Below are 24,755 nucleotides of genomic sequence, written 5' to 3'. Positions count from 1 at the left end.
CGCGGGAATTCGGCTTCGCGCCCGGAAGCATCCGGTCGCCCCCTTTTGTCGCTATTGACATGCACTCGCATCTCTATAGGTGGCCGGTTCCGACCGTAGAGGGGGTTTCCAATGCCATTCGTTTCGCGCGCCGTCCTGTTCGCTTCCGCGGCGATCGTCCTGCCGTCGCTTGCCCAGGCGCAAGACGCCTCGCCGCCGGAAGGCGATGGAGCCCCCGTCGCCCTGCCGGTGGAGGGGGGAGAGCCGATCGTGGTCGTGGGCAAGCTGACCGATGCCTCGATCGATCGCGAGGAGATCGAACTCACGCAGGCCAACGACTTGCGCGACCTGTTCCGCCGCGTGCCATCGGTCGCGGTCGGCGGGTCGCTGGGGATCGCGCAGAAGATCTACGTCCGGGGCCTGGAGGATTCGCTGCTGAACGTCAGCATCGACGGCGCGCAGGTTCAGGGGACGCTGTTCCACCACATCGGCCGCGTCGCGATCGAGCCGGAGCTTCTCGAACAGGTCGAGGTCCAGACCGGCGCCGGAGAGGCGACCTCGGGATTCGGCGCGATCGGCGGCGCCATCCGTTTTCGCACCCGCGACGCCGCCGATCTCCTGACACCGGGCAGGACCGTCGGCGGCATGGCCAAGGCAGGCTGGTTCTCCAACGACGGATACAAGCTGTCGGCCACTCTCTACGCCCGGCTGATCGGCGATGTCGGAATCGTGGGTTCCTACGTCCATTCCGATCTCGACGCGTTCGACGACGGGGCGGGCAACACGATCCGCGGCACCGCGGCCGAACAGAACCTCGGCTTCGTCAAGATCGGGGGCGAGGTCGGCGGCGGCCATCGCTTCTCGCTCAGCTACGAACAGCGCGACGAGGAAGGCGAATTCGGGGCGCGGCCCAACTGGCCGGTCCGCGCCGACGATACGCTGTTTCCGGCCGAGGCGAAGCGGCGCACCGCGATTGCGAACTACGGCTATGACTTCGGCGGGCCGCTCTCGCTCGAAGCCACCGGGTACTGGACGCGGGCGGAATTCGAACTCGACCGCTTCGACCGCTGGGGCCTCTACGGGGCCGAAATCGAGAACTGGGGCGGCGATCTGCGCCTGCGCGCCCGCGCGGGGGCGCACGACCTGACGGTGGGCGCGGAATATCGCAGGGATGCGGTCTTCAGCGAATATCGCGACGATCCCGCCATGTGGCAGGACTGGGCCTGGGACCCGACGGTGGGCCGCTTCGAGGAGGAAGGCGAGCTGTTCGGCCTCTACCTGCAGGATCGCTGGCAGGTCCTCGACCCCGTGCTGGTGAGCTTCGGCGTGCGCTACGATTCCTACGCGCTCGACTTGCGCACATATGGCGCGCAGACCGACAGCGACGGCCTGTCGTTCAATGTCGGCGTCGATTACGAGATCGCGCCGGCGCTGACTGCCAATATCGGCTATGCAGAGGCCTTCCGCGGCAAGGAGATCGGCGACGCCTTCACCCTGGAGCACCGCCCGGGCCGCGACATCCTGCAACCCGGCCTGCGGCCCGAACGGGTCGGCAATTTCGAAGCCGGCCTCGCTTACGAGGCGGACGGCCTGTTCGCATCGGTCGCCTATTTCAACATGGAGATCGAGGACGTGATCCTCGATCAGCTCTATAGCGGCCCGGCCCCGCAGGACGGGGCCTATTTCGAGAACGTGGGGACATTCCGGTCCGACGGCATCGAACTGCGCGCCGGCTATCGCCGCGATGCGTTCGGCCTGCGCGCGCATTACAATCACTATTCGCCGCGGCTGAACGGCCGGCCCATCAACGGCTACGAACATCTCGCGCTGGGCAACACGCTGGGCGACAGCTGGAACGTGACGGCAAGCTACGACCCCGCCCCCGCGCTCGGTTTCGAAGCCAGCCTGACCCGTTTCGAACGGGTCGACGATCTCGAGGTCCTGTTCCGCGATGCCGAGCTGTTCGGGATCGACACCGCCACGATCGACAAGCCCGGCTATACCGTGGTCGACCTGTTCGGGCGCTGGCAGCCCTTCGGCGACGAGCGCCTCTCGCTTCTGGCCGGCGTCTACAACCTGTTCGACGAGACCTACATCGCCCACGCCAGCGTCGGCGATTACACCGCCATCCCGGACTACGGGATCGTATCGGGACTGCCCGAGGCGGGGCGCAACGTCCGCCTGAGCGCATCGGTCCGTTTCTGACCGCGATGCGGATGCGGCCCGCATTCCGGTTCTGGCATCGCTGGTTCGGAATCCTGGCCGGCGCCTGGCTCATCCTGCTCGCCGTTACCGGAATCGCGATCACCTGGTACGACGAGCTGGATCGGACGCTCAATCCCGATCTGCGCAGCGCGCCTGCCGCCGCGGTCCCGCCGGCGTCGCTCGACGCGGTGGTCGCGGCGGCGGAGGCGGCGCTTCCCGGCTTTGCCGCGAACAACATCCTCCTCGCGCAAAGGCCGGGGGATACGCACTGGCTGCTGGGCCGCCAGTCGCTGGCCGACGGGAGCAGCCGGGCGATGCAGGTCTTTGCCGACCCGGGCAGCGGGGCCATCGCCGGATGGCGCGAAAGCGGCGCGCTGAGCCTGCACCGCCACAATCTGCCCGACCTGCTCTACGGCCTGCATACGGACATTCTGGCGGGCGAGCCGGGGGTTGTCCTCGTGGGCCTCGTCGGCCTGGCCTGGCTTGTCGATCACCTGATCGCGCTATCGCTCGCGTTCCCGCGGTTGCGCGGCGCTGTCCGGGCCTTTCGCATATCCGGCCCCGGCGGCAGCCTGCGACGGGCCTGGGACCGCCACCGCGCCTGGGGCCTCTGGCTCTGGCCGGTCACGCTGGTCCTGGCGGTTACCGGCGTGACGCTGACGTTCGGGGAAGAGAGCCGCGATATCGTGCGCACCGTTTCACCTGTCGGCGAGCGGCTGCACTACGCCATGCCCGAACGCGATCCCCCGGCCAACCCCGTCGGCATCGACCGCGCTCTGGCACAAGTATCGCCGCGTTTCGGATCGCCTTATGCGGTGCGGCCCCACGCCGATCGGGGCGTCTATGCGGTGCGCACTTTCGACCGCCGCGACATGGATAACCAGGGCCGGCTGTGGACTTACGTCGACATGGCCAGCGGCACGATCGTGGCGCAGCGGCACGACCGGGGCGAGAGCGCGGGCGATGCGTTCTTTGCATGGCAGTACCCGCTCCATTCGGGCCATGCGTTCGGCCTTCCCGGGCGGCTGCTGATCACGCTCGCCGGGGCGGTGACGCTCTACCTGTCCTGGTCCGGCTATCGCCTCTGGTGGCGGCGCAGGGCGTCCGCCGCGCTCCGCCGGCCCCGCGCCCGCCCGGCCGAGGCGGGACGCTGACGCCGCGGCGGATCGGGCGATGTTCGCGGCACGCCCTCCGGGTCGAAATTCGCCGGCATTAACCGTCCTTTTCCTTTCCTCGCGCATGGGGCCGGTCATCGCGTCGAAAGGAGTTCGATGACTGCCGCTTTCGTTCTTGGCATCAACACGTTCATTGCAGCCATCTTCGCCATTGCTTTCGGCGTCGTTGCCACGATGAACAGGTCCGCACGCGGCGCCCGGTGGCTCGCGGTCGGCTATGCCACGGGCATTCTGACGGTCCTGCTCGAATTCGCCATTCCCTGGCAGGCCAATCCGCTGCCGACGGCGGCCACGATCTTCCTCGTCTACCTGCTCACGCTGACCATCTGTCTCGTCGGCGTCGCGCGCCATTACGGGGTGGAGCCTTATGCCAACGTGCTGGCGGCGATCTGGCTCGCCAGCATCCTCGCGCTTCCCGTGATCTTCAGCCTTCCTTACGGCACCGCGCTGCGCGGCCTGATCTACCAGTTCCCCTATTTCGCCATGCAGGTCCTCGCCTGCTTCGTCATATGGCGCTCCGGCCGGCGCGAACCGCTCGACCTGCTGTTGATCGCGCTCAACGCGCTCGTCGCGCTGACATACTTGTCCAAGCCCGCGATCGGCTGGCTGGTGGGGACCGCGCGTTCCTCGCAAGAATACATGACCAGCACTTATGCCGCGATTTCCCAGAGCATCGGCGCAATAACGCTCGTCGCCCTGGCTCTCGTGCTGTTGCTGGTGATGATGCGCGATACGACCGCCGAGATAATGGCGCGGTCGGAAACCGACGCGCTGTCGGGGATTCTCAATCGCCGCGGGTTCGATACCCATGCCCGGCACACGCTGGCCTCGGCGCGGTCGACCGGCGATCCGCTGACGCTGGTGGCGGCCGACATCGATCACTTCAAGAACGTCAACGATACGTATGGCCACGCGACGGGCGACGCCGTCATCGCGCATTTCGCGGCCCTCCTGAAGGAAACCGCGAGCGGCGGGGCCGTGGTCGGCAGGCTCGGCGGGGAGGAATTCGCGGTCCTGCTGGCAGGCACGAATCTCGCCGACGGGCGCCGCTTCGCCGAAAGCGTGCGCGAACGGTTCTCTGCAGCGCCCCCGGTCGAACTCGGCGTCGAACATGTGGTTACGGCTTCTTTCGGCGTCGCGCAGCTGACCCTCGCCGACAGCCTGAACGACCTTTCGCGCCGCGCCGATACCGCGCTCTACCGGGCAAAGCGAGCGGGCCGCAATCAGGTCAGCCTGGCATTGAACCCCCTGCCCCGGCTGCCGGCATCGCCGTCGCAATCCCTGTCGGCGTAAGCCCGACCGGCCCGAAGTTGTTGCCGAGCCCCTGCGCAGGCAGGGGCCTCAGGCCGCTGGCGCTATGCCTGATACCTCCCCGAGCCCCAGCGCAGGCTGGGGCCTCAGGCCGCTGGCGTGTCGCCTGCTAGCACGAGACCCCAGCCTGCGCTGGGGATCGGAGAGGGGGAAACGGAGGGGGGAGAGGAAGGTGGAGAAGGCGACCACCCACACCCCACCATCCGCTGGCGAGTGCGGACCTTGCGCCGGGGCATACAGGCAAGCGGACGGAATCGGCCGGTGCCGCCTGGGCATCACAGGATTGCCACCTGGGCGTCACAGGGTTGCCTTGGTAACATCGTTGCGAACGGCGAAAGGGGTTACGGCAACCTTTCGCTCGGCCCTGAGGGCTGCGAGGCGAGATACGGCCAGGGCTCGCCGGCACCGTATCCGTCGGGGGTATCCCTGGCTCTGCGGCGTTGAGGCCCACCGCAGGGCGGGAAGGGACAGGTCCCCCGAAAACTCCTCGCATACCGGCAAAGGGGGCTTTCTCTGAAGGTCACTAGCCCCCCGAGGCACCGGCCGTCTGGACGAAGCGGCCTGCGTGACGCGTACACGCTCCGCCCCCGTCGCTTTTGCCAGAGTGGACTGGCGGGGCTCCTATAACCCAATGGGTTACAATTGTCAAGCTATTTTTGCCATAACCCGCCCCCCATTCCGAGTCCCAGCGCAGGCTGGGACCTCGTGCTATCGGGCGCAGCGCCAGCGGCCTGAGGCCCCAGCCTGCGCTGGGGCTCGCGAGGGTATCGGGCGGTGTGCCGGCGGCCCGGTCCCCAGCCTGCGCTGGGGTTCGGGAGGGTATCGAGCGACACGCCAGTGGCCTGAGGCCCCAGCCTGCGCTGGGAGAGTATCGAGCGACACGCCAGCGGCCTGAGGCCCCAGCCTGCGCTGGGGCTCGGGAAGTTTCAAACGCAGCGCCAGCGGCCTGAGGCCCCAGCCTTCGCTGGGGCTCGCGGCATCGGCGATGCGCCTCAATCGGCCTGCGCGACGATTCCCTTGTCGACGAGGCGGGAGAACGCGCCCGAGTCCAGCCCGGCGATGTCCATCAGGACGCGTTCGCTATCGGCGCCCAGCGCGCGCGCCGGTTTCGGGTCGTGCCGGTCCAGCCCGGGCAGGGTCGCCATGGCGCCCGGCACTGCGTAGCGTTCTCCGCTGGGCTGCGCGATTTCGGAGAACAGCGGGTTGTCGCCGACCATCTCGGGATCGCGAACCGCCTGCTCCATCCGCCGATAGGGGCCCCAGCAGCAACCGGCCGCGTCCAGCGCGCGCGCCAGTTCGCCGCTGTCGCGGCGCGCGGCCGCCTGTTCGACCAGGGGGAACAGGGCGTCGCGATGGCGGAAGCGTTCGCCCTCGTCGGTCGCGAACGAAGTGTTCCGCTCGGCCTCGATCCGCGCGACATCTTCCCCGATGCCCAGCACGGACACCAGGCCCCTCCACTGCCGCGGGGTGATCGCCATCAGCATCATCCGCTCTCCGTCGCGGGTGACGAAGTCGCGGCCGAACGCGCCGAACACCGCGTTCCCATAGCGCTTGCGGTCGCCGCCCTGCAGCGTTTCGGCCAGTTGGCCGAGATTGGCGATCGTCGCGATGCCCACATCCGCCAGCGGCACGCGAACTTCCTGCCCTTCGCCGGTCGCGTCGCGGTGCCGCAGCGCGGCCAGCGTGGCGAAGGCGGCATAGGCGCCGGTGAGGAGATCCCACGCCGGCAGGACGGCATTGACCGGTTCCTCGCCCAGGCTTTCGGGGCCGGTGACGAAGGGAATGCCCAGCGCCGATGCGACCGTGTAATCGAGCGCCGGCCCGCCGTCCGGCCGGCCCATCACGCGCGTCAGCACGAGGTCGGGGCGCAGGGCGGACAGCTTCTCCCACGACAGGAATCCGTTCACCGGGAAATTGGTCAGGAAGACGCCCGCCCCCTCCCCCGGCAGGGTGGCGAGCCGCGCGAGCAGTTCGCGCCCTTCGGGAGCGGACAGGTCGATCGCCACCGACAGCTTGCCCTTGTTCAGCCCTTCCCAATAGAAGCTGCCGCCGCCCGGCGCCTTGGGCCAGCGGCGATAGTCGGGCCCTCCCCCCACCTGGTCGACCCGGATGACCTCCGCCCCCATCTGCGCCAGATAGAGCCCGGCGGTGGGACAGGCGACGAAGGAAGAGGCTTCCACCACACGCAACCCCGGCAACAGCGAATACATTGGCGTTCGGCTCCCTTTCCCGTTCTCTCGTCATCCGGCGGCACGGAGCGGACCGCATGCCGCAGCGTCGCCCCCGTCGTTGCCGGGCGCTGGCCTGGCGATTTGGCGGCATCGAATGCGCGATATCAATGAAAATCGCGCGATCGGGGCAGGATGCGCACGTCGCGGGGGTGGCGGGAAGGGACGGTTTCATCCGTCTGCGGAAGCCGAGGGCTCGCCTCGCGATCCTCCGACAGGCGAGCGAGTTCCGCCGTGCGGTCGTGGATGCGGCTGGCCATCAGATGGATCACCCCCTCGGGGCTTTTCTGCACTTCGCCTTCCACCACCATCAGCCTGGCCGCCATTACCTGACGGCGAAACCGTTCGAACAGGCGCGCCCAGATCACGATATTGGCGATCCCCCCTTCGTCCTCCAGCGTGACAAAGATGGCATTGCCCTTGCCGGGGCGCTGGCGTACCAGCACCACCCCGGCCACTTGCGCGCGCGCGCCGTTGCGGCAACCGGTCAGCGCGGCGCAGGGCAGAACGCCTTCCCGCTCGAACACCGGGCGCAGAAACGTCATCGGATGGGCTTTCAGCGAAAGGCGGGTGGTCTGGTAATCGGTCGCGACCTGTTCCGACAGGGGCATGGCCGGCAGGGCGGCGGGCGGCTCCTCGCCCAGTTCGCGCGCCCGCGCCGCCGCGAACAGCGGCAGCTCGTCGGGCGGTGTTCGCCGCGCCTCCCACAAGGCATTGCGCCGGTCCAGCCCGATCGAACGCAGCGCATCGGCGCCGGCCAGCAGGCGCAGCGCGCGCTGCGGCAGGCGCGCTTTTCGGGCAAGCGCCTCCATGCTGTCGCAAGGCGCGGCGGCGGCGATGCTGCGGGCCCACTCTTCGCGAAATCCCTCGATCTGGCGCATCCCCAGCCTGAGCGCCAAAGCGCCGTCGGGGGCGCGTTCCAGCGTGCAGTCCCAATGGCTGTGGTTGATGTCGATCGCGCGCACGTCGACCCCGTGCTCGCGGGCATCGCGCACGATCTGCGCCGGCGCATAGAATCCCATCGGCTGCGAGTTGAGCAGCGCGGCGGCAAACACCGCCGGATAGCGGCACTTGATGTAGGAAGAGACCCAGACCAGCTGGGCGAAGGCCAGGGCATGGCTTTCGGGGAAGCCATAACTGCCGAACCCTTCGATCTGCCGGAAACAGCGATGGGCGAAATCGCGCTGGTAACCGCGTGCGACCATCCCTTCGACCAGCTTGTCTTCGAAGCTTTCCATCGTTCCCAGATTGCGGAACGTCGCCATCGCCCGGCGCAGCTTGTTGGCTTCCGACGGAGTGAATCCGGCGGCGACGATGGCCAGTTTCATCGCCTGTTCCTGAAACAGCGGCACACCGTTGGTTCGCCCCAGCAGGCCGCGCAGCTCGTCGGGATCGTGCGGCGGGGCGGGCGAGGGATATTCGACTTTCTCCACCCCCTGTCGGCGGCGCAGATAGGGATGAACCATGTCGCCCTGGATCGGGCCGGGGCGGACGATCGCCACCTGGATCACGAGATCGTAGAACTCCCTGGGGCGCAGGCGGGGCAGCATGTTCATCTGCGCCCGGCTTTCGACCTGGAACACCCCGATACTGTCGCCCCGCTGGAGCATGGCGAACACGTCGGGCGCATCGTCCGGCACGCTGTCGAGCCGATATTGCTTGCCCAGATGGGTTTCGATCAGGGCGAAAGCCTTGCGGATGCAGGTCAGCATGCCCAGCGCCAGGACATCGACTTTCATCAGGCCGAGCGCGTCGATATCGTCCTTGTCCCATTCGATGAACGTGCGATCGTCCATCGCGGCGTTGTGGATCGGCACCGTCTCGTCCAGCCGGTCCTGCGTCAGCACGAACCCGCCGACATGCTGCGACAGGTGGCGCGGGAAGTTCAGGATCCGCTCCACGAAGCCATTGACCCGCGCGATCGCCGGGTTGTCGGGGTCCAGCCCGCCTTCGACACAGCGCCGGCGGTCGTAAGTGGAGGCATAGCTGCCCCAGACCGTGTTCGCGAGTCGTGCGGTGACATCCTCGCTCAGGCCCAGCGCCTTGCCCACCTCGCGCACGGCGCTGCGCGAGCGGTAATGGATCACCGTGGCCGCGATTCCCGCCCGGTGGCGCCCGTAACGCCGGTAGATATACTGCATCACCTCTTCGCGCCGCTCGTGCTCGAAATCGACGTCGATATCGGGCGGCTCCTTGCGTTCGGGCGAAATGAAGCGGGAAAAGAGCAGGTTGTGTTCGGCCGGATCGACCGCCGTGATGCCGAGCACGAAACAGACGGCCGAATTGGCCGCCGAGCCGCGCCCCTGACACAGGATCCCCTTCTTCTGCGCGAACCGCACGATGTCGTGCACGGTGAGGAAATAGGGCGCGTACTGCGCGGCCGCGATAATGCCCAGTTCCTCGTGCAGCAGGGCCTCCAGCTTCGCCGGCATCCCTTGCGGCCAGCGGGCCCGGGCCTCGCTCCAGACGAGTTCCTCGAGCCATGCCTGCGGGGTATATCCGGGCGGGACCGGCTCGTGCGGATATTCGTAGCGCAACTGGTCGAGCGTAAAATCGACGCCCGCCAGGAAATCTTCCGTCGCCGCCAGCGCCTCGGGCGCGGCGGAAAAGAGGCGCGCCATCTCCTCGGGCGATTTCAGGTGGCGTTCCGCATTGACGGCGAGCCGGCGCCCTGCCGCCTGCACAGTGGTCTTCTCGCGGATCGCGGTCATCACGTCGTGCAGCGGCCGCACGCCGGGATCGGCATAGAGCGCATCGTTGAGCGCAATCAATGGCACGCCGGTGCCGGCAGACTGTTCGCGCAGCCCGGCAAGGCGGCGCGCGTCGCATCCGTGGCGCAGCATGGCAGCGCCCAGCCACACGCGGCAAGGCGCGGCTTCGGCAAGGCGCTTCAACAGCGCATCGTCCGCCGGCGGCAGGACGATAAGCTGCAAGTCGTCGAGAAAATCGAACAGGTCGCTTTCGTGCAACAGGCAGGCGCCTTTCTCGGCGCGCAGGTTGCCGGTGGTGAGCAGGCGCGTCAGCCGCCCCCATCCGCGGCGCGAAACGGGATAGGCGAGGATGTCGGGCGTCCCGTCGGCAAAGGCCAGGCGCGCGCCCACCAGCAGACGGAAGCGGGGCGGCGTCCGGCCCTCCTCCTCCGCCTTGTCGAGCGCGTCGCGCAGCGCGACGTGCGCGCGCACCACCCCGGCCACGGTGTTGCGGTCGGCAATGCCGATCCCCGCATGGCCCAGTTCCAGCGCGCGGGCGACCATGTCCGCAGGCGGGCTGGCCCCGCGCAGGAAGGAGAAATTCGTCGCCGCCGCCAGTTCGACGTAGAAGGGCCGGGCCGCGGTCATGCGAACAGGCCGTGCAGATACCACTGCGGATGGTCGCTCTCGCGTCCATAGAGGCCGTGGCGGAAAAGCCAGAAACGCTGCCCGGTCTCGTCCTCCACCCGATAGTAATCGCGCGTCGGCCCGCACCCTTCCGGGTGCTTCCACCACGGATAGGCGATCCGTTCAGGCCCTTCGTGGCGAACCACGCGGTAATGCTTTTCGCGCCAGACGAAACGGCGCGGCGGGCCGTCGGGCACTTCGGCCACCACGCTGACCCGTCTCGGCGGGTCGTAGAGGAACAGCGGGCGCAGCGGCGGCTCGCCCGGTTCGGGGCGGGGCCAGGGGCAGGTGTCGCTTTCGGGCGGCACGGCGCGGGCCGCATATTCCGGCAGGTGCGCGTCGCACGGATGGAAACGGCTGATGCTGCGGGGGCCGAAACGGACCGTCAGCCGGTCGATCAGCGGGGCCAGATCGGTTCGCGCGCGCCCCTTCCCCCCGTCCGCCAGATCGGGCTGCTCGCTCTCCATCCGCTCGGCCAGCGGGACGGTCATCCTCGCCATGTCGTACCCGAAGCCGGGGTCGAGCGGGTCGGCGAGCGATTCCAGACGTTCGGCGAACAGACGCCGGATCGCCGGGGGATCGCGCAAGGGGCGGCCGCATGTCACCGTGAGCCGCGCGACGTGGCCGTCGGTGCGGAACAGCGCGACATCGAACCGGCGCCCTCCCGCCCCTCGCCCGGCAAGCCGGGTTTCGAGACGTTCGGCGAGATGCTCGATCACGTCGAGCAGCGGCGAAACCGTCGCCATCGGTTCGGCAAAGCGGTGTTCGGCGCGGATCGTTCCTGCCGGCCGATGGGGGGTGATCCTTCGGTCTTCCTCGCCCAGCAGACGCGCCAGCCGCACCGGCAGTTCGCGGCCGAAGCGCGCGGCCAGCGGTGCGCGCGGACGATCCCTGAGCGCGCCGATCGTCCGCAGTCCCGCACGACGGAGCGCCAGGTGGGTTTCCGCGTCCAGGGCCAGTGCGGCCACCGGAAGATCCTCGGCAGCGGAGACGGCGAAACGCGCCAGGGCCAGCGCGGCATCGGGCGTCGCCCCATGGGCTGCCCTGCCCCGCAGGCCCAGCCGCGCGAGCCGGGCCGTGGCATCCCGCGCGATCGTTTCCTGCGTCCAGCCCGCGGCCGGGAAACAGCCCGTCAGGTCCAGCACCAGGGCATCCGCGCCATCCGCGGCCACCATCGGGGTATAGCGTTCGCAGGCCGCCACCACGCGCATCAAGACGGCCCGATCGGTCCCCGGATCGTGGGGGAAGGCAGGCAGATCGGGAACCAGCGCGCGCGCATCGGCCAGGGCCATCGCCGGTTCCAGGCCCAATGCCGCCGCCGCCGGAGACAGCGCCACGATGCGAAGCGCCCCGCGCTGCTTCTCGATAATGGCGAAAGGCGTGTCAGGCGGCGCGGCGCCGTCTGCGATCCTCCGTTCCGCGGGCAGGAACGGCAGATGAATCGCCATATAGCGGCGTTCGGAAGGCAGCTTGTTCACGGTTCCATTCCAGTTGCACGTGGAGCCCTTCCGGCCCTCCGCGCTGGCGCAGCAGGCGCAAGTCGAAGACCGGGTGCCCCGGGGCATTGGCAGGCAAGGCGGGCGAAGGCGCGGCCGATACCTGCCAGCGGGTATGCGCGGCGCTGGCCACCGGCCGGGCCTTGCCGCGAATCACCAGAACCGCCGTGCCGCTGCGCTCCGCCGCCAGGGCCAGCCGGCGCGAAGCGGTGAGGTCGAACGGCCGGGCCCGCCCCTGCATTTCCAGGATGACCGCCCCCGCGCCGCCATGCCGCACGCTTTCCACTGTCGCCACCAGCAGGTCGGCCAGCTCTGCCAGCTCCACCAGAAACACGGTGTCGGGATCGATCCCCAGTTCGGCCAGACCCGGCGCATAGGGCCGCTCGTTTCGATTGCCGCGGTTCGTGCGCAACCATATCAGCGGCAGGGTTGCATCGCAGATCAGGCGGCCCACCAGCAGGGCAAAGGCGGTCGCGCCTGCCCCCTCGCCATCGGACGGAGCATAGAATTCATGCACTCCGTCGCGCCGCAAGCCGCCCTTCAGCCACCGGTCGACAGCGGGCACGCCGAACCCCAGCGCCCCGGCAACTTTCGCTGACGAAGGCCCCGGCACGAGCATCGAGGCCCTGCGCAGGTTTGGCGAATCGGACATATGTTCTCATTATGTTCCAATCGGTGCAATATGCAAGTCGCCCCAAAGCGCCACGCGCCCGAATGGAATCAGCACCCGTCAATTAAAACAAAATTATTCCGAAAGCGGAGAGATCTTACCGATTGCTGTTGTCACTTCAAAATCGCACATATATTTCAAGATTCGAGGCAGTAGCCATTGAGAACACATTCGTTAAACAGGGTTTGTTAACCGAAGTTTATTGTAAAATATCTATAACATTGTCCAACTTCTGGCAGAAGGGGCTCGCGTATGCCTGCCGAGATTTACGACAAGGTGACCGGTGAAGTTCGCGTCGTCGAGATGGATGCAATTGCTCTCGATAGGCCGAGCGTCGTAAAGCTATCCCTCGAGCGGGCAGACATCGCCAGCATCGTTCGCGAAGGCGACGACCTGGTCATTCGCCTCCATTCGGGTGAAGTCGTCAGAATCGCAAACGCCTTCGTCGGCAGCGAAAGTGTGGGCGAAATCGTTCTGCAGGAAGCGGACGGCAGCCTCTGGATCGCTCGCCCGGGTCCGCTGGAATTCGAGCAACTCGTGCAGATGGATGATCTGCTGCCGGACGTCGCAGCAAGCTCGTCGCAGGCAGGCACCGGCGCCGGCGTGGTCCTCCCCCTCGCCGGCCTTCTCGGTGCAGCCGGCCTGGCTGCAGCGGCCAGCGGCGGCGACAGCAACCGCCGCCCCGACGATACGGATGCAGACGCGGATGCTGACGCTGATGCCGACGCAGACGCTGACGCTGACGCGGATGCCGATGCCGACGCGGACGCGGACGCGGATGCTGATGCCGATGCTGATGCCGACGCGGACGCGGACGCGGATGCGGATGCGGATGCAGACGCTGACGCGGACGCGGATGCGGATGCGGATGCCGATGCGGACGCGGATGCTGACGCGGACGCTGACGCTGATGCGGATGCCGACGCCGATGCTGACGCTGACGCAGACGCTGATGCGGATGCGGATGCGGACGCCGATGCGGACGCCGATGCGGATGCGGACGCCGATGCGGATGCCGACGCCGACGCCGATGCGGATGCCGACGCCGACGCGGATGCCGATGCGGACGCTGATGCAGATGCCGATGCGGATGCCGACGCTGACGCGGATGCCGATGCGGACGCTGATGCAGATGCCGACGCAGACGCCGATGCTGATGCGGATGCCGACGCCGACGCCGACGCCGATGCTGACGCAGACGCTGATGCTGACGCCGATGCAGACGCGGATGCCGATGCGGACGCCGATGCAGATGCTGACGCCGATGCCGATGCGGATGCTGACGCCGATGCAGACGCGGACGCGGACGCCGATGCCGATGCAATCGACGACAGCGCTGAGGTCGAGTTCGCGATGACTGTCGAGACGACGACCGACAGCACCAGCACGAGTTATCTTCTGGCGGTCGGTACATTCAGCGAAACCTATGACTTCACGGTCGCCGACCGGACCGAAGTCGATACCGTGTTTACGCTTTCCGTAGACAGCATCGCGACCGTGCTGTCGGACGTCGAGTTCACTTTGCAGCGCGAATTGCCCGACGGTTCTTTCGAAGATATCGCGAGCACGTCCGGCGGCGGCTTGCTAGACCTGCTCACGCTGGACATTCTGGCGGACAACCGGGTCCAGGTTACGGCCGACGACCTGTCGCCCGGCAATTACCGCGTGATCTACGAAGGCGGCGGCCTGCTGGCAGCCGGTATCACGCTTACGCTCGATAGCGAATTCCACACGACCACCGCAGACGGCGATCCCGTTAGCGGCAATATCCTGGCGAACGACGATCTGGCATCGGGCAGCGCGGTGCTGGAAATCGACACCGGCGGCGGGACGTTCGTCGCCGTGACCGACGGCCTCGTTGTCGACGGCCAGTACGGGACGCTCCTCATCAATGCCGACGGCAGCTATACCTATACGCCGAACGACGATACCGCCGCAGTCGGCAACGCGGAGGTCTTCACCTATCGCCTCGTCAATGCCGACGGCACCAGCGACACGGCCACGCTGACGATCGACCTGGTCGCCGCCGATACGACCCCGCCCGAGGCTCCCACCGCCGAGATCGACGATACCGGCACCACGGTGACCGGAACCGGCGAGGCCGGGGCGACGATCACCGTCTATGCCCCCGACGGCACGACCGAACTCGGAACCGGAACGGTCGGGGCCGACGGCACTTACACCGTGACCATCCCTGCCCAGACCAATGGCGAAGACCTGCTCGTCACGGCGACAGATGACGCCGGAAACGAATCCCCGGCGACGCCTGTCGAGGCGCCGGACCTCACTCCGCCCGATGCCCCCACCGCCGAGATCGACGATGCCGGCACCACGGTGAGCGGGACCGGCGAGGCCGGAGCGACGATCACCGTCTACGCCCCTGACGGCACGACCGAACTGGGCACCGGAACAGTCGGGGCCGACGGCACCTACACCGTCACCATCCCGGCGCAGACCAACGGCGAGGACCTGCTCGTCACGGCGACAGATGGCGCGGGTAACGAATCCCCGGCGACGCCTGTCGAGGCGCCGGACCTCACTGCGCCCGATGCCCCCACCGCCGATGTCGACGATGCCACCGGCACCACGGTGACCGGAACCGGCGAGGCCGGGGCGACGATCACCGTCTACGCCCCTGACGGCACGACCGAACTGGGCACCGGAACGGTCGAGGCCGACGGCAATTACACCGTGACCATCCCTGCCCAGACCAATGGCGAAGACCTGCTCGTCACGGCGACAGATGACGCCGGAAACGAATCCCCGGCGACGCCTGTCGAGGCGCCGGACCTCACTGCGCCCGACGCCCCCACCGCCGATGTCGACGATGCCACCGGCACCACGGTGACCGGAACCGGCGAAGCCGGGGCGACGATCACCGTCTACGCCCCTGACGGCACGACCGAACTGGGCACCGGAACGGTCGGGGCCGACGGCACTTACACCGTCACCATCCCGGCGCAGACCAACGGCGAGGACCTGCTCGTCACGGCGACAGATGGCGCGGGTAACGAATCCCCGGCGACGCCTGTCGAGGCGCCGGACCTCACTGCGCCCGATGCCCCCACCGCCGATGTCGACGATGCCACCGGCACCACGGTGACCGGAACCGGCGAGGCCGGGGCGACGATCACCGTCTATGCCCCCGACGGCACGACCGAACTCGGAACCGGAACGGTCGGGGCCGACGGCACTTACACCGTGACCATCCCGGCGCAGACCAACGGCGAGGAGCTGCTGGTCACCGCGACCGATGCCGCGGGCAACACATCGGCGACGACAACGGTCACCGCGCCCGATCTGCTCGTCGCGGTCGACAACGAAGTCACGCTCTTCCTCGATGTGACGCCCGATACGTCGACCCAGCCGACGCAGACTGCCAACATCGGCGGACTGCTCAACGTCGGGCTGCTTGGCGACACCATCGACGCAACGCTTCTCGGCGGCAGCGACTTCCTGACATTCGATGTCGCGGAGAATGCCACCAGGCAAGTGAGCGTGGATGGAGACGGCAGCGCTCTCCTGGACCTCAGCCTGTTCGGCGACGTCGACTTCGACCTGATCGTCTACCGGGTCGAGCATGGCAGCAGCACGGCAACCCGCGTCCACCTCGAAGCCGACTGGCTTCAGGGAAGCGGCGGAATACTCGGCGCCAGCTGGGCGGCAGACGAACTGGTCCTGCCCGAATTTTCCGGCGGTGCGACCTATTACGTCACGCTCGGCAATGACGGCGGGCTGCTCGACGCAACCTTGCTGGGCAATCTGTCGATCGAATCCACGTCGGATACGATCACCGAATATGAGCCCCCCGCCACAGTCAGCGGAACCGTGTCGGGCAACGTCGTCACCGATGCGGGCGCTGGCGGTGCGGATGTCGCGCCTGCCGGATCGGTCGTTTCGCAGGTCAACGGCACCCTGGTGGCCGGCGCCGGCACAGTCGTCGCCGGAACCTACGGCACGCTGACGATCGATCCCGACGGCACATATTCGTACGAAGCCAACCCCAGCTTCACGGGCGCATACGGGGACGTCGATACGTTCACCTACACGCTCCTGGCGCCGAACGGCGACACGGAAACGGCAACGCTTTCGGTGACGCTGGACTTCGCCGGTCCCCCCGATGCCGCTGCGGCCTTCGCTGCCTTCGGCACGATGGAACAGGATATCGTGCCGCTGGACGCGTTCGCTCTCACGAACGAGGACAGTACGGACCTGTCGGCCCTCTCGCCGATGTCGAGTAACGGCTTTATGACATCTCTAATTCAAGAAGATGATGGAAGCCTCGATCCCGTTCTCGATCACTATTTGCTCGAAAACAGCGACCAGGAAGCATTCCAGATCGCAAATACCGGCGACAATGCTGCACCGGTTTCCTCAACCGGACCGGACGTTACGCTCGACCCGCTCAGCTATCTGAATACCGATCGTATTGATGAACTCGAAAATAGTAACAGTTCAGTAATCTGATCCATTGTACCGAGGAAGCAGTGGTTAACTGTGCAAGTCGAATCGAGCGACGCGCACCGCGACAAGGCGGTACAAGTGAGGTGTGGGAAGTCTGAACGAGAAATTGTAAAGTATCGATGGTTTGCGGTATTCGTCTTGACCTGTGCGCCCTGCTTCCCCTCAGGTCTTGCCGCCCTGCCGCCCGACCACGGCTCGCCCCTCACGATCGGCGCCGCGGCGCGCGAAGCCGTCGCCTGGCATCCCTCGATAGAAGAGGCGGAGGCCGATCTCGCCTCGCGAACAGAGGAGATCGACGTTGCCGAAGCGGGATACCTGCCCCGGATCAACGCCGGGGTGGGATCGGGCTACGACAATATCGGCCAGAGCCGCTGGCGTCCGCGCGCCAACATCTCGGTGTCGCAGATGCTATACGACTTCGGCAAAGTCCGCAGCACCGTCGCCGCGGCAGAGGCCGATACGCGCATCGGGGAGGCCCGGCTTCTGATCGCCGTGGACACGCTGATCCGCGACACCGTCTATGCGGTCATCGAACTTCAGCGGATCGAGGCGCTGCGGCAGATCGCCGTCGACGAGCTGGAAAGCGTCAGCAGCATCAGTGAACTCGTGCAGCACAGGTACGAACGCGGCGCGGCGACCAAGGCCGACCTGCTTCAGGCCGATGCCCGGGTTTATTCCGCACGGGCCACGATCGAGGAGATCGAGGCCCAGCGCCAGCGCTGGCAGGCATCGCTCGCCCATCTTCTCGGCCGCGATCGGGCGCCCCCGGTCTCGATGGAGTTTCCCGAAAACCTCATGCAGTCGTGCCAGCGCGGAACGCCGGACTGGGCCGCCGTGCCGGCCATCCGCGAAGTGAGGGCGCAGCGCGACCGGGCCCTGGCCGAATTCGAGCGTTCGCAGGCCGAAAGCCTGCCGACGGTGTCGCTTTCCGTAAGCGGCGCCACCGACATCCACGACCCGTTCGGCGATCGGGAGGAATACAACTTCGGCATCAACGTATCGACTTCGCTCTACAACGGCGGGGCCAACCGTGCCCGCGTGCGCGGAGCCTCCCATGCCCTGGGCGCGGCCGATGCGGCCGAAGCGCGCATACACAACGAAGTCAGCCGCCTTCTGGCCGAGGGGCAGCGGCAGGTCGAAAGTTTCGATCGCGTGATCGACACTCTGGCCTTCCGCGAGGCGAGCATGCGCGAGACGGGCAAGCTCTATCGCCTGCAATACCTTCAGATGGGCACCAAGACGCTGGTCGATCTGCTCAATGCCGAACAGGAACTGCACCAGGTGCGGTTCGACCGGGCGAACACGCGGCACGACTTGCGCCGATTGCAGATCGATTGCCTGGTGACCTCCGGCGCCGCGCGCGACGCCTTCGGTCTGAGCGGAACCGTTGTCGGGGGGGCGATCCTGTGACGGCGGACGTCGTTCACGAAAGGGCGTTTCGGCCCGGCAACTGGATCGAGGCCTTTCGGCAGATCGCGCGGCAATATGGCCTGCCCGTATCGGCGGAGGCTGCGCGCCTGTCCGACCAGTGGCAGGACGGCCGGGGGTGGGAGGCACGGGTTCGGGCGCTCGCGCGGCATGCCGGCCTGCAGGTGCGCTTTGCCGAACCCGGATCGCTTTCGCTCAGCAGCTGGCGCCTGCCGCTCATCGCCCAGTTCGGCGACGGCGACCTGGCCGTGGTGACGGGGGTGGGCGACGACGGAACCGTCAATCTCTCCGTCGCCGGCGAAGACGGGTTGCACCAGCGGATGGCGCTCGCCGATCTGGTCGAGGCAAGCGCCGTCTTCGTCATCCCCCGCCCGTCCGGCGCCGTCCCCGATGCCAGGGTCGACACCTATATCCGCCCTTACGAAGATCACTGGCTGCGCCGGATCCTGCTGCTGGACCGCCGGATGTACCCGGGCATCGTGATCGCATCGCTGGTCACGAACTCGCTTGCCCTGGCCGGGGTGCTGTTTTCGATGCAGGTTTACGACCGGGTCGTGCCGGCCGAATCCTTCACCACCCTCTATGTCCTGTTCATCGGCGTGCTGGTCGCCATCGGATTCAGCTTTACGCTGACCAAGCTGCGAACGACGATTATCGACGTGCTCGGCCGGCGGGCCGATCTGCGCATTTCCGATCGGGTGTTCGGCCACGCGCTGCGCGTGCGCAACAGCGACCGCCCCGCGTCCACCGGCACGTTCATCGCCCAGTTGCGCGACCTGGAGCAGGTGCGCGAACTGCTGACCTCGACCACGGTGGCGGCCATCGCCGACATTCCGTTCTTCCTGCTTTTCCTGGGCGTCTTCTGGTTCATCGCCGGCCCTCTGGCGCTGGTGCCGCTATGCGCCCTGCTGTTGCTGGTCGTGCCCGGCTTGCTCGCGCAACGAAAGTTGCGGGCGCATGCGACCGAAGCGATGCGCGAATCCTCCCTTCGCAACGCGCTTCTGGTGGAGGCGGTGCAGCGGATCGAGGATGTCAAGACGCTCCAGGCCGAGGAACCGCTGCAACGCCGGTGGAATCACTTCAACGCCGTTGCCAGCGAGGCGCAGCTGAAACTGCGCAGCCTGACCAACGCCCTCACCGCCTGGGCGCAGAATATCCAGAACGCGGTCTATGCCACGATCGTGTTTTTCGGCGCCCCCATGGTGATTGCCGGCGACATGACCACCGGCGCTCTGGTGGGGGCCTCCATCCTCGGTTCGCGGATGATGGCGCCGATCGGGCAGGTGACCCAGGTTCTCAACCGGCTTCAGCAGGCGAAAGTCGGCATTCAGGGCGTCGATCAGATCATGGCGCTTCCGGTCGATACTCCCGAGCAAGGCCAGCGCCTGCAAGTGCCGGCGATCAAGGGCGATTTCGAACTTCGCTCGGCGGTTTTCGCTTACGGCGACCTCAGCGCGCCCCCCGTGCTGACCGTGAAGCGGTTGCAAATCGCGGCCGGCGAAAAGATCGCGCTGCTCGGTCGCAACGGGGCGGGCAAGTCGACTTTGCTGCAAGGGTTGTCCGGGTTGCTCCCGCCGATCCGGGGCGAGGTTACGGTCGACGACCTGGCCTTGCATCAGATCGATCCCGCCGACGTGCGCCGCGACATCGGGCTGCTGGGGCAGAACAGCAGGCTGTTCCACGGCACCCTGCGCGACAACCTGACGATGGGCGCCCCCCACGCCTCCGACCGCGAGATCGCGGACATGCTGGATATCGTCGGCGCCGCCGATTTCGTCCGCCGCACGCAATCGGGGCTCGACTACATCATCCAGGAAGGCGGTATAGGCTTGTCGGGAGGGCAGACCCAGGCCCTGCTGCTCGCCCGGCTGCTCTTGCGCCAGCCCTCGGTGGTTCTGCTCGACGAACCCACCGCCTCGATGGACGAAGCCACCGAGCGGCATTTCATCCGGCACTTCGGCGAGTGGAGCCGAAGCCGCACGGTCGTCATCGCGACGCACCGCATGCGCGCGCTCGAACTGGTCGACCGGATCGTCGTCCTGCACAACGGCAGGATCACGCTCGACCAGCCCAAGCAGGCCGCGCTCGCAACGATGCACGGCGCGGTGAACGGCAAAGGCCAGGCAGCATGACCGCGCTGGCTGCAACAGACGAAGGGCTTTTCGACGAGCGGAGCGATCCCCGCCTCAAGCTGTCGAACCGCCTCGTCTGGATACTGTGCCTGCTGTTCGCAACGGTCATCGCCTGGGCCTGGTTTGCCACCCTCGACGAAGTGGCGACCGGCAGCGGACGCGTGGTGCCGACGATGCGCGAACAGGTGATCGAAACGCTCGAGGGCGGAATCCTTGCCCGGCTGCACGTCCAGCAGGACGATATCGTCGAGACCGGCCAGATTCTCGCTCAGCTCGATCCGACCCAGGCCAGTTCGACGTTCGAGGAGAGCGCGGCCAAGTATCGGGCCGCGCTGGCGGCTTCGGCGCGGTTGCAGGCGGAGGTCAACCGGACGCCGTTGACCTTTCCGGCCGAGCTGGACGATTTTCCCGAGCTCAAGCAGGCGGAGCGGCGCCTCTACGATACCCGGCGGGCCAGCCTGGCCGAATCCGAACGTCTGATCGACCAGTCGATAGCGCTCATCCGGCGCGAGGTTGCGATCGGCGAATCGCTGATCGAGGTCGGAGCCGCCAGCAATGTGGAGGTCATTCGCCTTCAACGGCAGCTGGCGGACCTGGAACTGAAGAAGGCGGATCTGCGGTCCCAATATCAGGTCGAGGCACGGCAGCAACTTGCTCAGGCGAACGAAGAGGTCGAGGCGCTGGCACCGGTGGTGCGCGGCCGTTCCGACACGTTGAACCGGTTGACCCTGCGCTCGCCGGTCAAGGGAATCGTCAAGAGCATCCAGGTTTCCACCGTGGGCGGCGTGATCCCGCCGAACGGCCGGTTGATGGAGATCATCCCGCTGGAAGACCGCTTGATGATAGAGGCGCGCATGTCGCCGCGCGACATCGCCTTCATTCACCCCGGCCAACGCGCCACCGTCAAGGTCACCGCATACGACTATTCGATCTACGGCGGGCTGGAGGGCGAAGTCGCGACGATATCGCCCGACACGATCCGCGACGAGGTGAACCCCGAAATCTACTATTATCGCGTGTTCATCCGCACAAAGTCGAATGCCCTCGTCAACGACGCAGGCGAACGGTTTCCGATCGTACCGGGCATGATCACCACCGTCGACGTTCACACCGGGCAGAAGACTGTCCTGCAGTATCTGATGAAACCGATAAACAGGGCGCGGGAGGCATTGCGGGAGCGATGAGCAATGGCCTGGCCACCCGCCTCGACCGGCTTCGGCCATGCCTCGGCGAGGCAGCGCCGACGCTGGTCGAGGGGGAAGCGCGGGCGATTCTGTTCTTCTCCTTCACGGACGGTCACAGGCGCGCGAAAACGCTGACGGCGACCGGGCGAACGGCGGAAGAGGCCTGGGATGTCGGAACCCGCCAGGCCCTGGCCCAGGGCGCGGACGCCCGATGGGTGCGGGTCGACTGGGTCGATGCGGTCGAACGTCGAACCTGGGCCGAACTGAAAACCGCGCTGCGCAATATCAAGCGCAACTATTTCCGCCTCGGCATTTCGCTCGACCCGGAGTTCCGGCACGCCTTCCTCGAAACCGAACTCAACGCGAACGCCATGCTCTACGGCGGGAACCGGACCGCCGCCGCAGTGCTGAACGAGAAGAACTTCGCGATCTATGCCGCCCGGCGTCACGGCCTGACGGATCTGTCGTTCGCGGACGGGGACCCGGTCTGGCTGTTCACGACGCGGGGGGCCTTCGCCGGGGACGATCGGACGGTGCACCCGATAGCGAACGCAGGTCTCGATTCCGGACGACGCACGATCGATCGTCTCGGCCCGGACGAGGTGACCGGCTTGATCGAGGCGGGAAGCACGTATCTCGCCTCGCAAGTCGGCGAGGACGGAAAGTTCCACTACGGCTGGCACCCCTGCTTCGACCGGCCGATCCGCGCCTACAATGCGCTGCGCCATGCGAGCACGGTCTATGCCATGCTCGAAGCGTGGGAGGTAACGCGCAGCCCCGACCTGAAACGGGCTGTCGAGCGGGCGCGGGCGTTTCTGACCGGAGAGCTGATCGAAACTGTCTCTCTCGCCGGCGAAAGTGACGCGGCGTTCCTCGTCGACGTGGGCGGAGAGATCAAGCTCGGCGGCAATGCCGTCGCCATCCTCGCGCTGCTCAAGCACCATGCCCTGACCGGCAGCGAAGAGAGCCTGGCGCTGGCCGAGCGGCTGGGTCTGGGGATCCTGCACATGCAGGACGATGAAACCGGCACATTCCGCCATGTCCTCGTCCATCCTACGCTGGAGGAGAAGGAGCGCTTCCGGATCATCTATTACGACGGCGAGGCCGCTTTCGCTCTCATGCGGCTGTACGAAGCGACCGGCGACGAGCGCTGGCTTGTCGCAGTCGAAAAGGCCTTCGATCGCTTTATCGCGCAGCAGCACTGGAAAGCGCACGATCACTGGCTGAGCTATGCGGTCAACGAGCTGACCCGATATCGGCCCGAAGACCGCTATTTCCGGTTCGGCATCGACAATTTTCGCACCCATATCGACTTCGTGCTCGAACGGATCACCACGTTCCCGACATTGCTGGAGCTGATGACGGCGGCGGAGAGCATGGTTTCGCGGCTGCGGCGGGATCCTGAACGGAGCCGGCTTCTGGAGGGCGTCGATCTGCCGCGATTCTACCGTGCGCTCGATCATCGCGCGCACTACCTGCTCAACGGCCACTTCTGGCCCGAGTTGGCGATGTTTTTCGCGCGTCCGGCCAAGATCGCCGGAAGTTTCTTCATCCGCCACCATGCCTTCCGCATTCGCATCGACGACGTCGAGCATTACCTCTCCGGCCTGGTCGCCTATCGCAAATATCTCCTCGCGCGGGGGGCGGAAGACAGTGGGGCTCCCCATGCCTCCGCGGGAGAGGAGCGGCACTGGGCCGCCGCGGACATGACACGTGCGACGGGAGGACGCTGGCACACCCCCCCGCCGCCGGACTGGAAGGCGAGCGGCCTGTGCACTTATGCGCCGGCCTTCCGCGAAGGCGACGCCATCGTGCTGCGCCCGCCCGAAGGCGTCAGGGGCGTCGCCCCGGCCTCCGCCCGCCATCTTGCGGACAAGGCAGCCGCCCTGATCGGCGAGGATGCCGAACGGTTTCCCGACTCGGCCACGCCCTCGATCCAGGTCGAAGATGTCAATGCCGCGATCCTCGATCTGGGGCGATATGCGCGCGAGCAGATGTCCGGCAAAGTGATCGGGGTGACGGGCAGCGCGGGCAAGACCAGCACGGTCGCGATGCTGGCACACGCGCTTTCGGCCTATGGTCCGGTCGGGCAGACGCGGCACAGCGCCAATCTGCCGCACGGCATCGCGTGGAATCTGGCGTCGATCCCGTGGGGCGTGCCGCATGTCGTGCTGGAACTAGCGATCGGCCGCATGGCGCAGAATTCCCGCCTGACGCGTCCCGACATTGCGATCTTCACCAATGTCCTGCCCGCCCATCTGGAATATCACCGCGATCTGGCCACCATAGCCCGGCGCAAGAGCGCGATCTTCGAAGGGATGCGCGCCGGCAGCGTGGCGATACTGAACCGCGATATGGCCGAATGGGAAAGGGTGCACCTGGCCGCACGAAGCCGCGGCCTGCGCGTCGTCAACTTCGGCCGATCGGACAAATCCCACGTCCGGCTGATCGACTACGACAGCGGCTCCAGCCGTGTCGCGGCGGAAGTGGGCGGCGAGCGATTGACCTTCACCCTCGGCGCGGCGGGCGAACATATGGCCTTGAACGCGCTGGCCGTGGTCGCGACCCTTTCCGCCCTCGGCCACGATCCCCGGCCGGCCTTGTCCAGGCTGGCGAGCTTCTCCGCGCTGGAAGGCCGGGGCCGGGAACTCGCTGCCGAGATCAACGGCGCCAGAGTGGCGATCCTGGACGAAGCCTACAATGCCAACCCCGGATCGATGGAAGCCGCGATCGCGCTGCTCGGCTCCAGGGCCGGGGCCAGGCGGCGTATCGCGGTGCTGGGGGAAATGGCGGAACTGGGTCCGAATGCGATCGAATATCACACCGCTCTCGCCCGGCGGATCGCGCGCGAACCGATCGACCGGATCTATGCGCTCGGCCCGCTCTACGACGGCTTCTGGGCCGAACTGCCCGAACATTGCAGGGCGGGCCGCCCCTCGTCGCTTGCCGGATTGAAAGAGGCTTTGGCTGCCGAACTGGCCGATGGCGATCTTGTCCTGTTCAAAGGATCGCACAGCACCGGGCTGCACCAGATCGTGTCAGATCTGACATATGGCGACAAACAAATTAACAAATGTTAGTAATATTTCTTTCTAAATCGTGAAGG

The 24,755-nt window shown here is 66.9% G+C and carries 12 protein-coding genes; 8 read left to right on the top strand and 4 right to left on the bottom strand.

The features are described from left to right. The first annotated feature begins 111 nt into the window (after positions 1-111). The 3 genes from V5F89_RS07835 (at position 112) to V5F89_RS07825 (ending at position 4,652) form a co-directional block, all read left to right on the top strand. Positions 112-2,184 (top strand): TonB-dependent receptor domain-containing protein, encoded by a 2,073-nt coding sequence (locus tag V5F89_RS07835; RefSeq protein ID WP_338445102.1) that lies wholly within the window; start codon positions 112-114, stop codon positions 2,182-2,184. A gap of 11 nt (positions 2,185-2,195) precedes the next feature. Further along, on the top strand, positions 2,196-3,338 hold the full coding sequence (locus V5F89_RS07830; protein WP_338445101.1) for a PepSY-associated TM helix domain-containing protein: 1,143 nt from the start codon (positions 2,196-2,198) through the stop codon (positions 3,336-3,338). Positions 3,339-3,455: 117 nt separating this feature from the next. Beyond that, positions 3,456-4,652: a GGDEF domain-containing protein gene (locus V5F89_RS07825; RefSeq protein ID WP_338445100.1), complete on the top strand. Its 1,197-nt coding sequence runs from the start codon at positions 3,456-3,458 to the stop codon at positions 4,650-4,652. 1,010 nt (positions 4,653-5,662) lie between these two features. Here the strand turns inward: V5F89_RS07825 and V5F89_RS07820 are convergent. The 4 genes from V5F89_RS07820 to V5F89_RS07805 all read right to left on the bottom strand — a co-directional run bounded on the left by V5F89_RS07820 (position 5,663) and on the right by V5F89_RS07805 (position 12,423). Further along, entirely contained in the window at positions 5,663-6,880 is a 1,218-nt protein-coding gene (locus tag V5F89_RS07820; protein ID WP_338445099.1) for a CoA transferase, read from the bottom strand. A 125-nt stretch (positions 6,881-7,005) separates the two neighbouring features. Then, a complete protein-coding gene (locus V5F89_RS07815) occupies positions 7,006-10,236 on the bottom strand; it encodes an error-prone DNA polymerase (RefSeq protein ID WP_338445098.1) in 3,231 nt (1,076 codons plus the stop codon). Continuing rightward, the gene (locus V5F89_RS07810) at positions 10,233-11,753 is read right to left on the bottom strand and encodes a DNA polymerase Y family protein (RefSeq protein ID WP_338445097.1); all 1,521 of its coding nucleotides are present in this window, start codon (positions 11,751-11,753) and stop codon (positions 10,233-10,235) included. The genes V5F89_RS07815 and V5F89_RS07810 overlap by 4 nt, the downstream gene beginning before the upstream one ends. Beyond that, the gene (locus V5F89_RS07805) at positions 11,659-12,423 is read right to left on the bottom strand and encodes a hypothetical protein (protein ID WP_338445096.1); all 765 of its coding nucleotides are present in this window, start codon (positions 12,421-12,423) and stop codon (positions 11,659-11,661) included. The genes V5F89_RS07810 and V5F89_RS07805 overlap by 95 nt, the downstream gene beginning before the upstream one ends. Before the next feature lie 270 nt (positions 12,424-12,693). Here V5F89_RS07805 and V5F89_RS07800 point away from each other — a divergent pair, with 270 nt between their 5' ends. The 5 genes from V5F89_RS07800 to V5F89_RS07780 all read left to right on the top strand — a co-directional run bounded on the left by V5F89_RS07800 (position 12,694) and on the right by V5F89_RS07780 (position 24,729). Then, entirely contained in the window at positions 12,694-16,908 is a 4,215-nt protein-coding gene (locus V5F89_RS07800) for an Ig-like domain-containing protein (RefSeq protein WP_338445095.1), read from the top strand. A gap of 135 nt (positions 16,909-17,043) precedes the next feature. Continuing rightward, positions 17,044-18,315 carry a TolC family protein gene (locus V5F89_RS07795; protein WP_338445094.1) on the top strand — a complete coding sequence of 424 codons (1,272 nt, stop codon included), beginning with the start codon at positions 17,044-17,046 and terminating at the stop codon, positions 18,313-18,315. Beyond that, on the top strand, positions 18,312-20,465 hold the full coding sequence (locus tag V5F89_RS07790) for a type I secretion system permease/ATPase (protein WP_338445093.1): 2,154 nt from the start codon (positions 18,312-18,314) through the stop codon (positions 20,463-20,465). The genes V5F89_RS07795 and V5F89_RS07790 overlap by 4 nt, the downstream gene beginning before the upstream one ends. Then, positions 20,462-21,649, top strand: coding sequence for an HlyD family type I secretion periplasmic adaptor subunit (locus tag V5F89_RS07785; protein WP_338445092.1), 1,188 nt, complete (start codon positions 20,462-20,464; stop codon positions 21,647-21,649). The genes V5F89_RS07790 and V5F89_RS07785 overlap by 4 nt, the downstream gene beginning before the upstream one ends. Continuing rightward, positions 21,646-24,729 carry a Mur ligase family protein gene (locus V5F89_RS07780; RefSeq protein WP_338445091.1) on the top strand — a complete coding sequence of 1,028 codons (3,084 nt, stop codon included), beginning with the start codon at positions 21,646-21,648 and terminating at the stop codon, positions 24,727-24,729. Before V5F89_RS07785 ends, V5F89_RS07780 begins: the two co-directional genes overlap by 4 nt. The last annotated feature ends 26 nt before the right edge of the window (positions 24,730-24,755 follow it).

Source organism: Pelagerythrobacter marensis (assembly GCF_036700095.1).
GTDB lineage: Bacteria > Pseudomonadota > Alphaproteobacteria > Sphingomonadales > Sphingomonadaceae > Pelagerythrobacter > Pelagerythrobacter marensis_A.
Note: the sequence above shows the minus strand (reverse complement) of the source record. Positions and strands in the feature narration are given on the sequence as shown.

Coding starts and splice junctions, on each gene's coding strand:
- V5F89_RS07780 (WP_338445091.1), top strand. CDS start 21,646: ATGAGCAATGGCCTGGCCACCCGCCTCGACCGGCTTCGGCCATGCCTC.
- V5F89_RS07815 (WP_338445098.1), bottom strand. CDS start 10,236: ATGACCGCGGCCCGGCCCTTCTACGTCGAACTGGCGGCGGCGACGAAT.
- V5F89_RS07820 (WP_338445099.1), bottom strand. CDS start 6,880: ATGTATTCGCTGTTGCCGGGGTTGCGTGTGGTGGAAGCCTCTTCCTTC.
- V5F89_RS07800 (WP_338445095.1), top strand. CDS start 12,694: ATGCCTGCCGAGATTTACGACAAGGTGACCGGTGAAGTTCGCGTCGTC.
- V5F89_RS07825 (WP_338445100.1), top strand. CDS start 3,456: ATGACTGCCGCTTTCGTTCTTGGCATCAACACGTTCATTGCAGCCATC.
- V5F89_RS07805 (WP_338445096.1), bottom strand. CDS start 12,423: ATGTCCGATTCGCCAAACCTGCGCAGGGCCTCGATGCTCGTGCCGGGG.
- V5F89_RS07835 (WP_338445102.1), top strand. CDS start 112: ATGCCATTCGTTTCGCGCGCCGTCCTGTTCGCTTCCGCGGCGATCGTC.
- V5F89_RS07785 (WP_338445092.1), top strand. CDS start 20,462: ATGACCGCGCTGGCTGCAACAGACGAAGGGCTTTTCGACGAGCGGAGC.
- V5F89_RS07830 (WP_338445101.1), top strand. CDS start 2,196: ATGCGGCCCGCATTCCGGTTCTGGCATCGCTGGTTCGGAATCCTGGCC.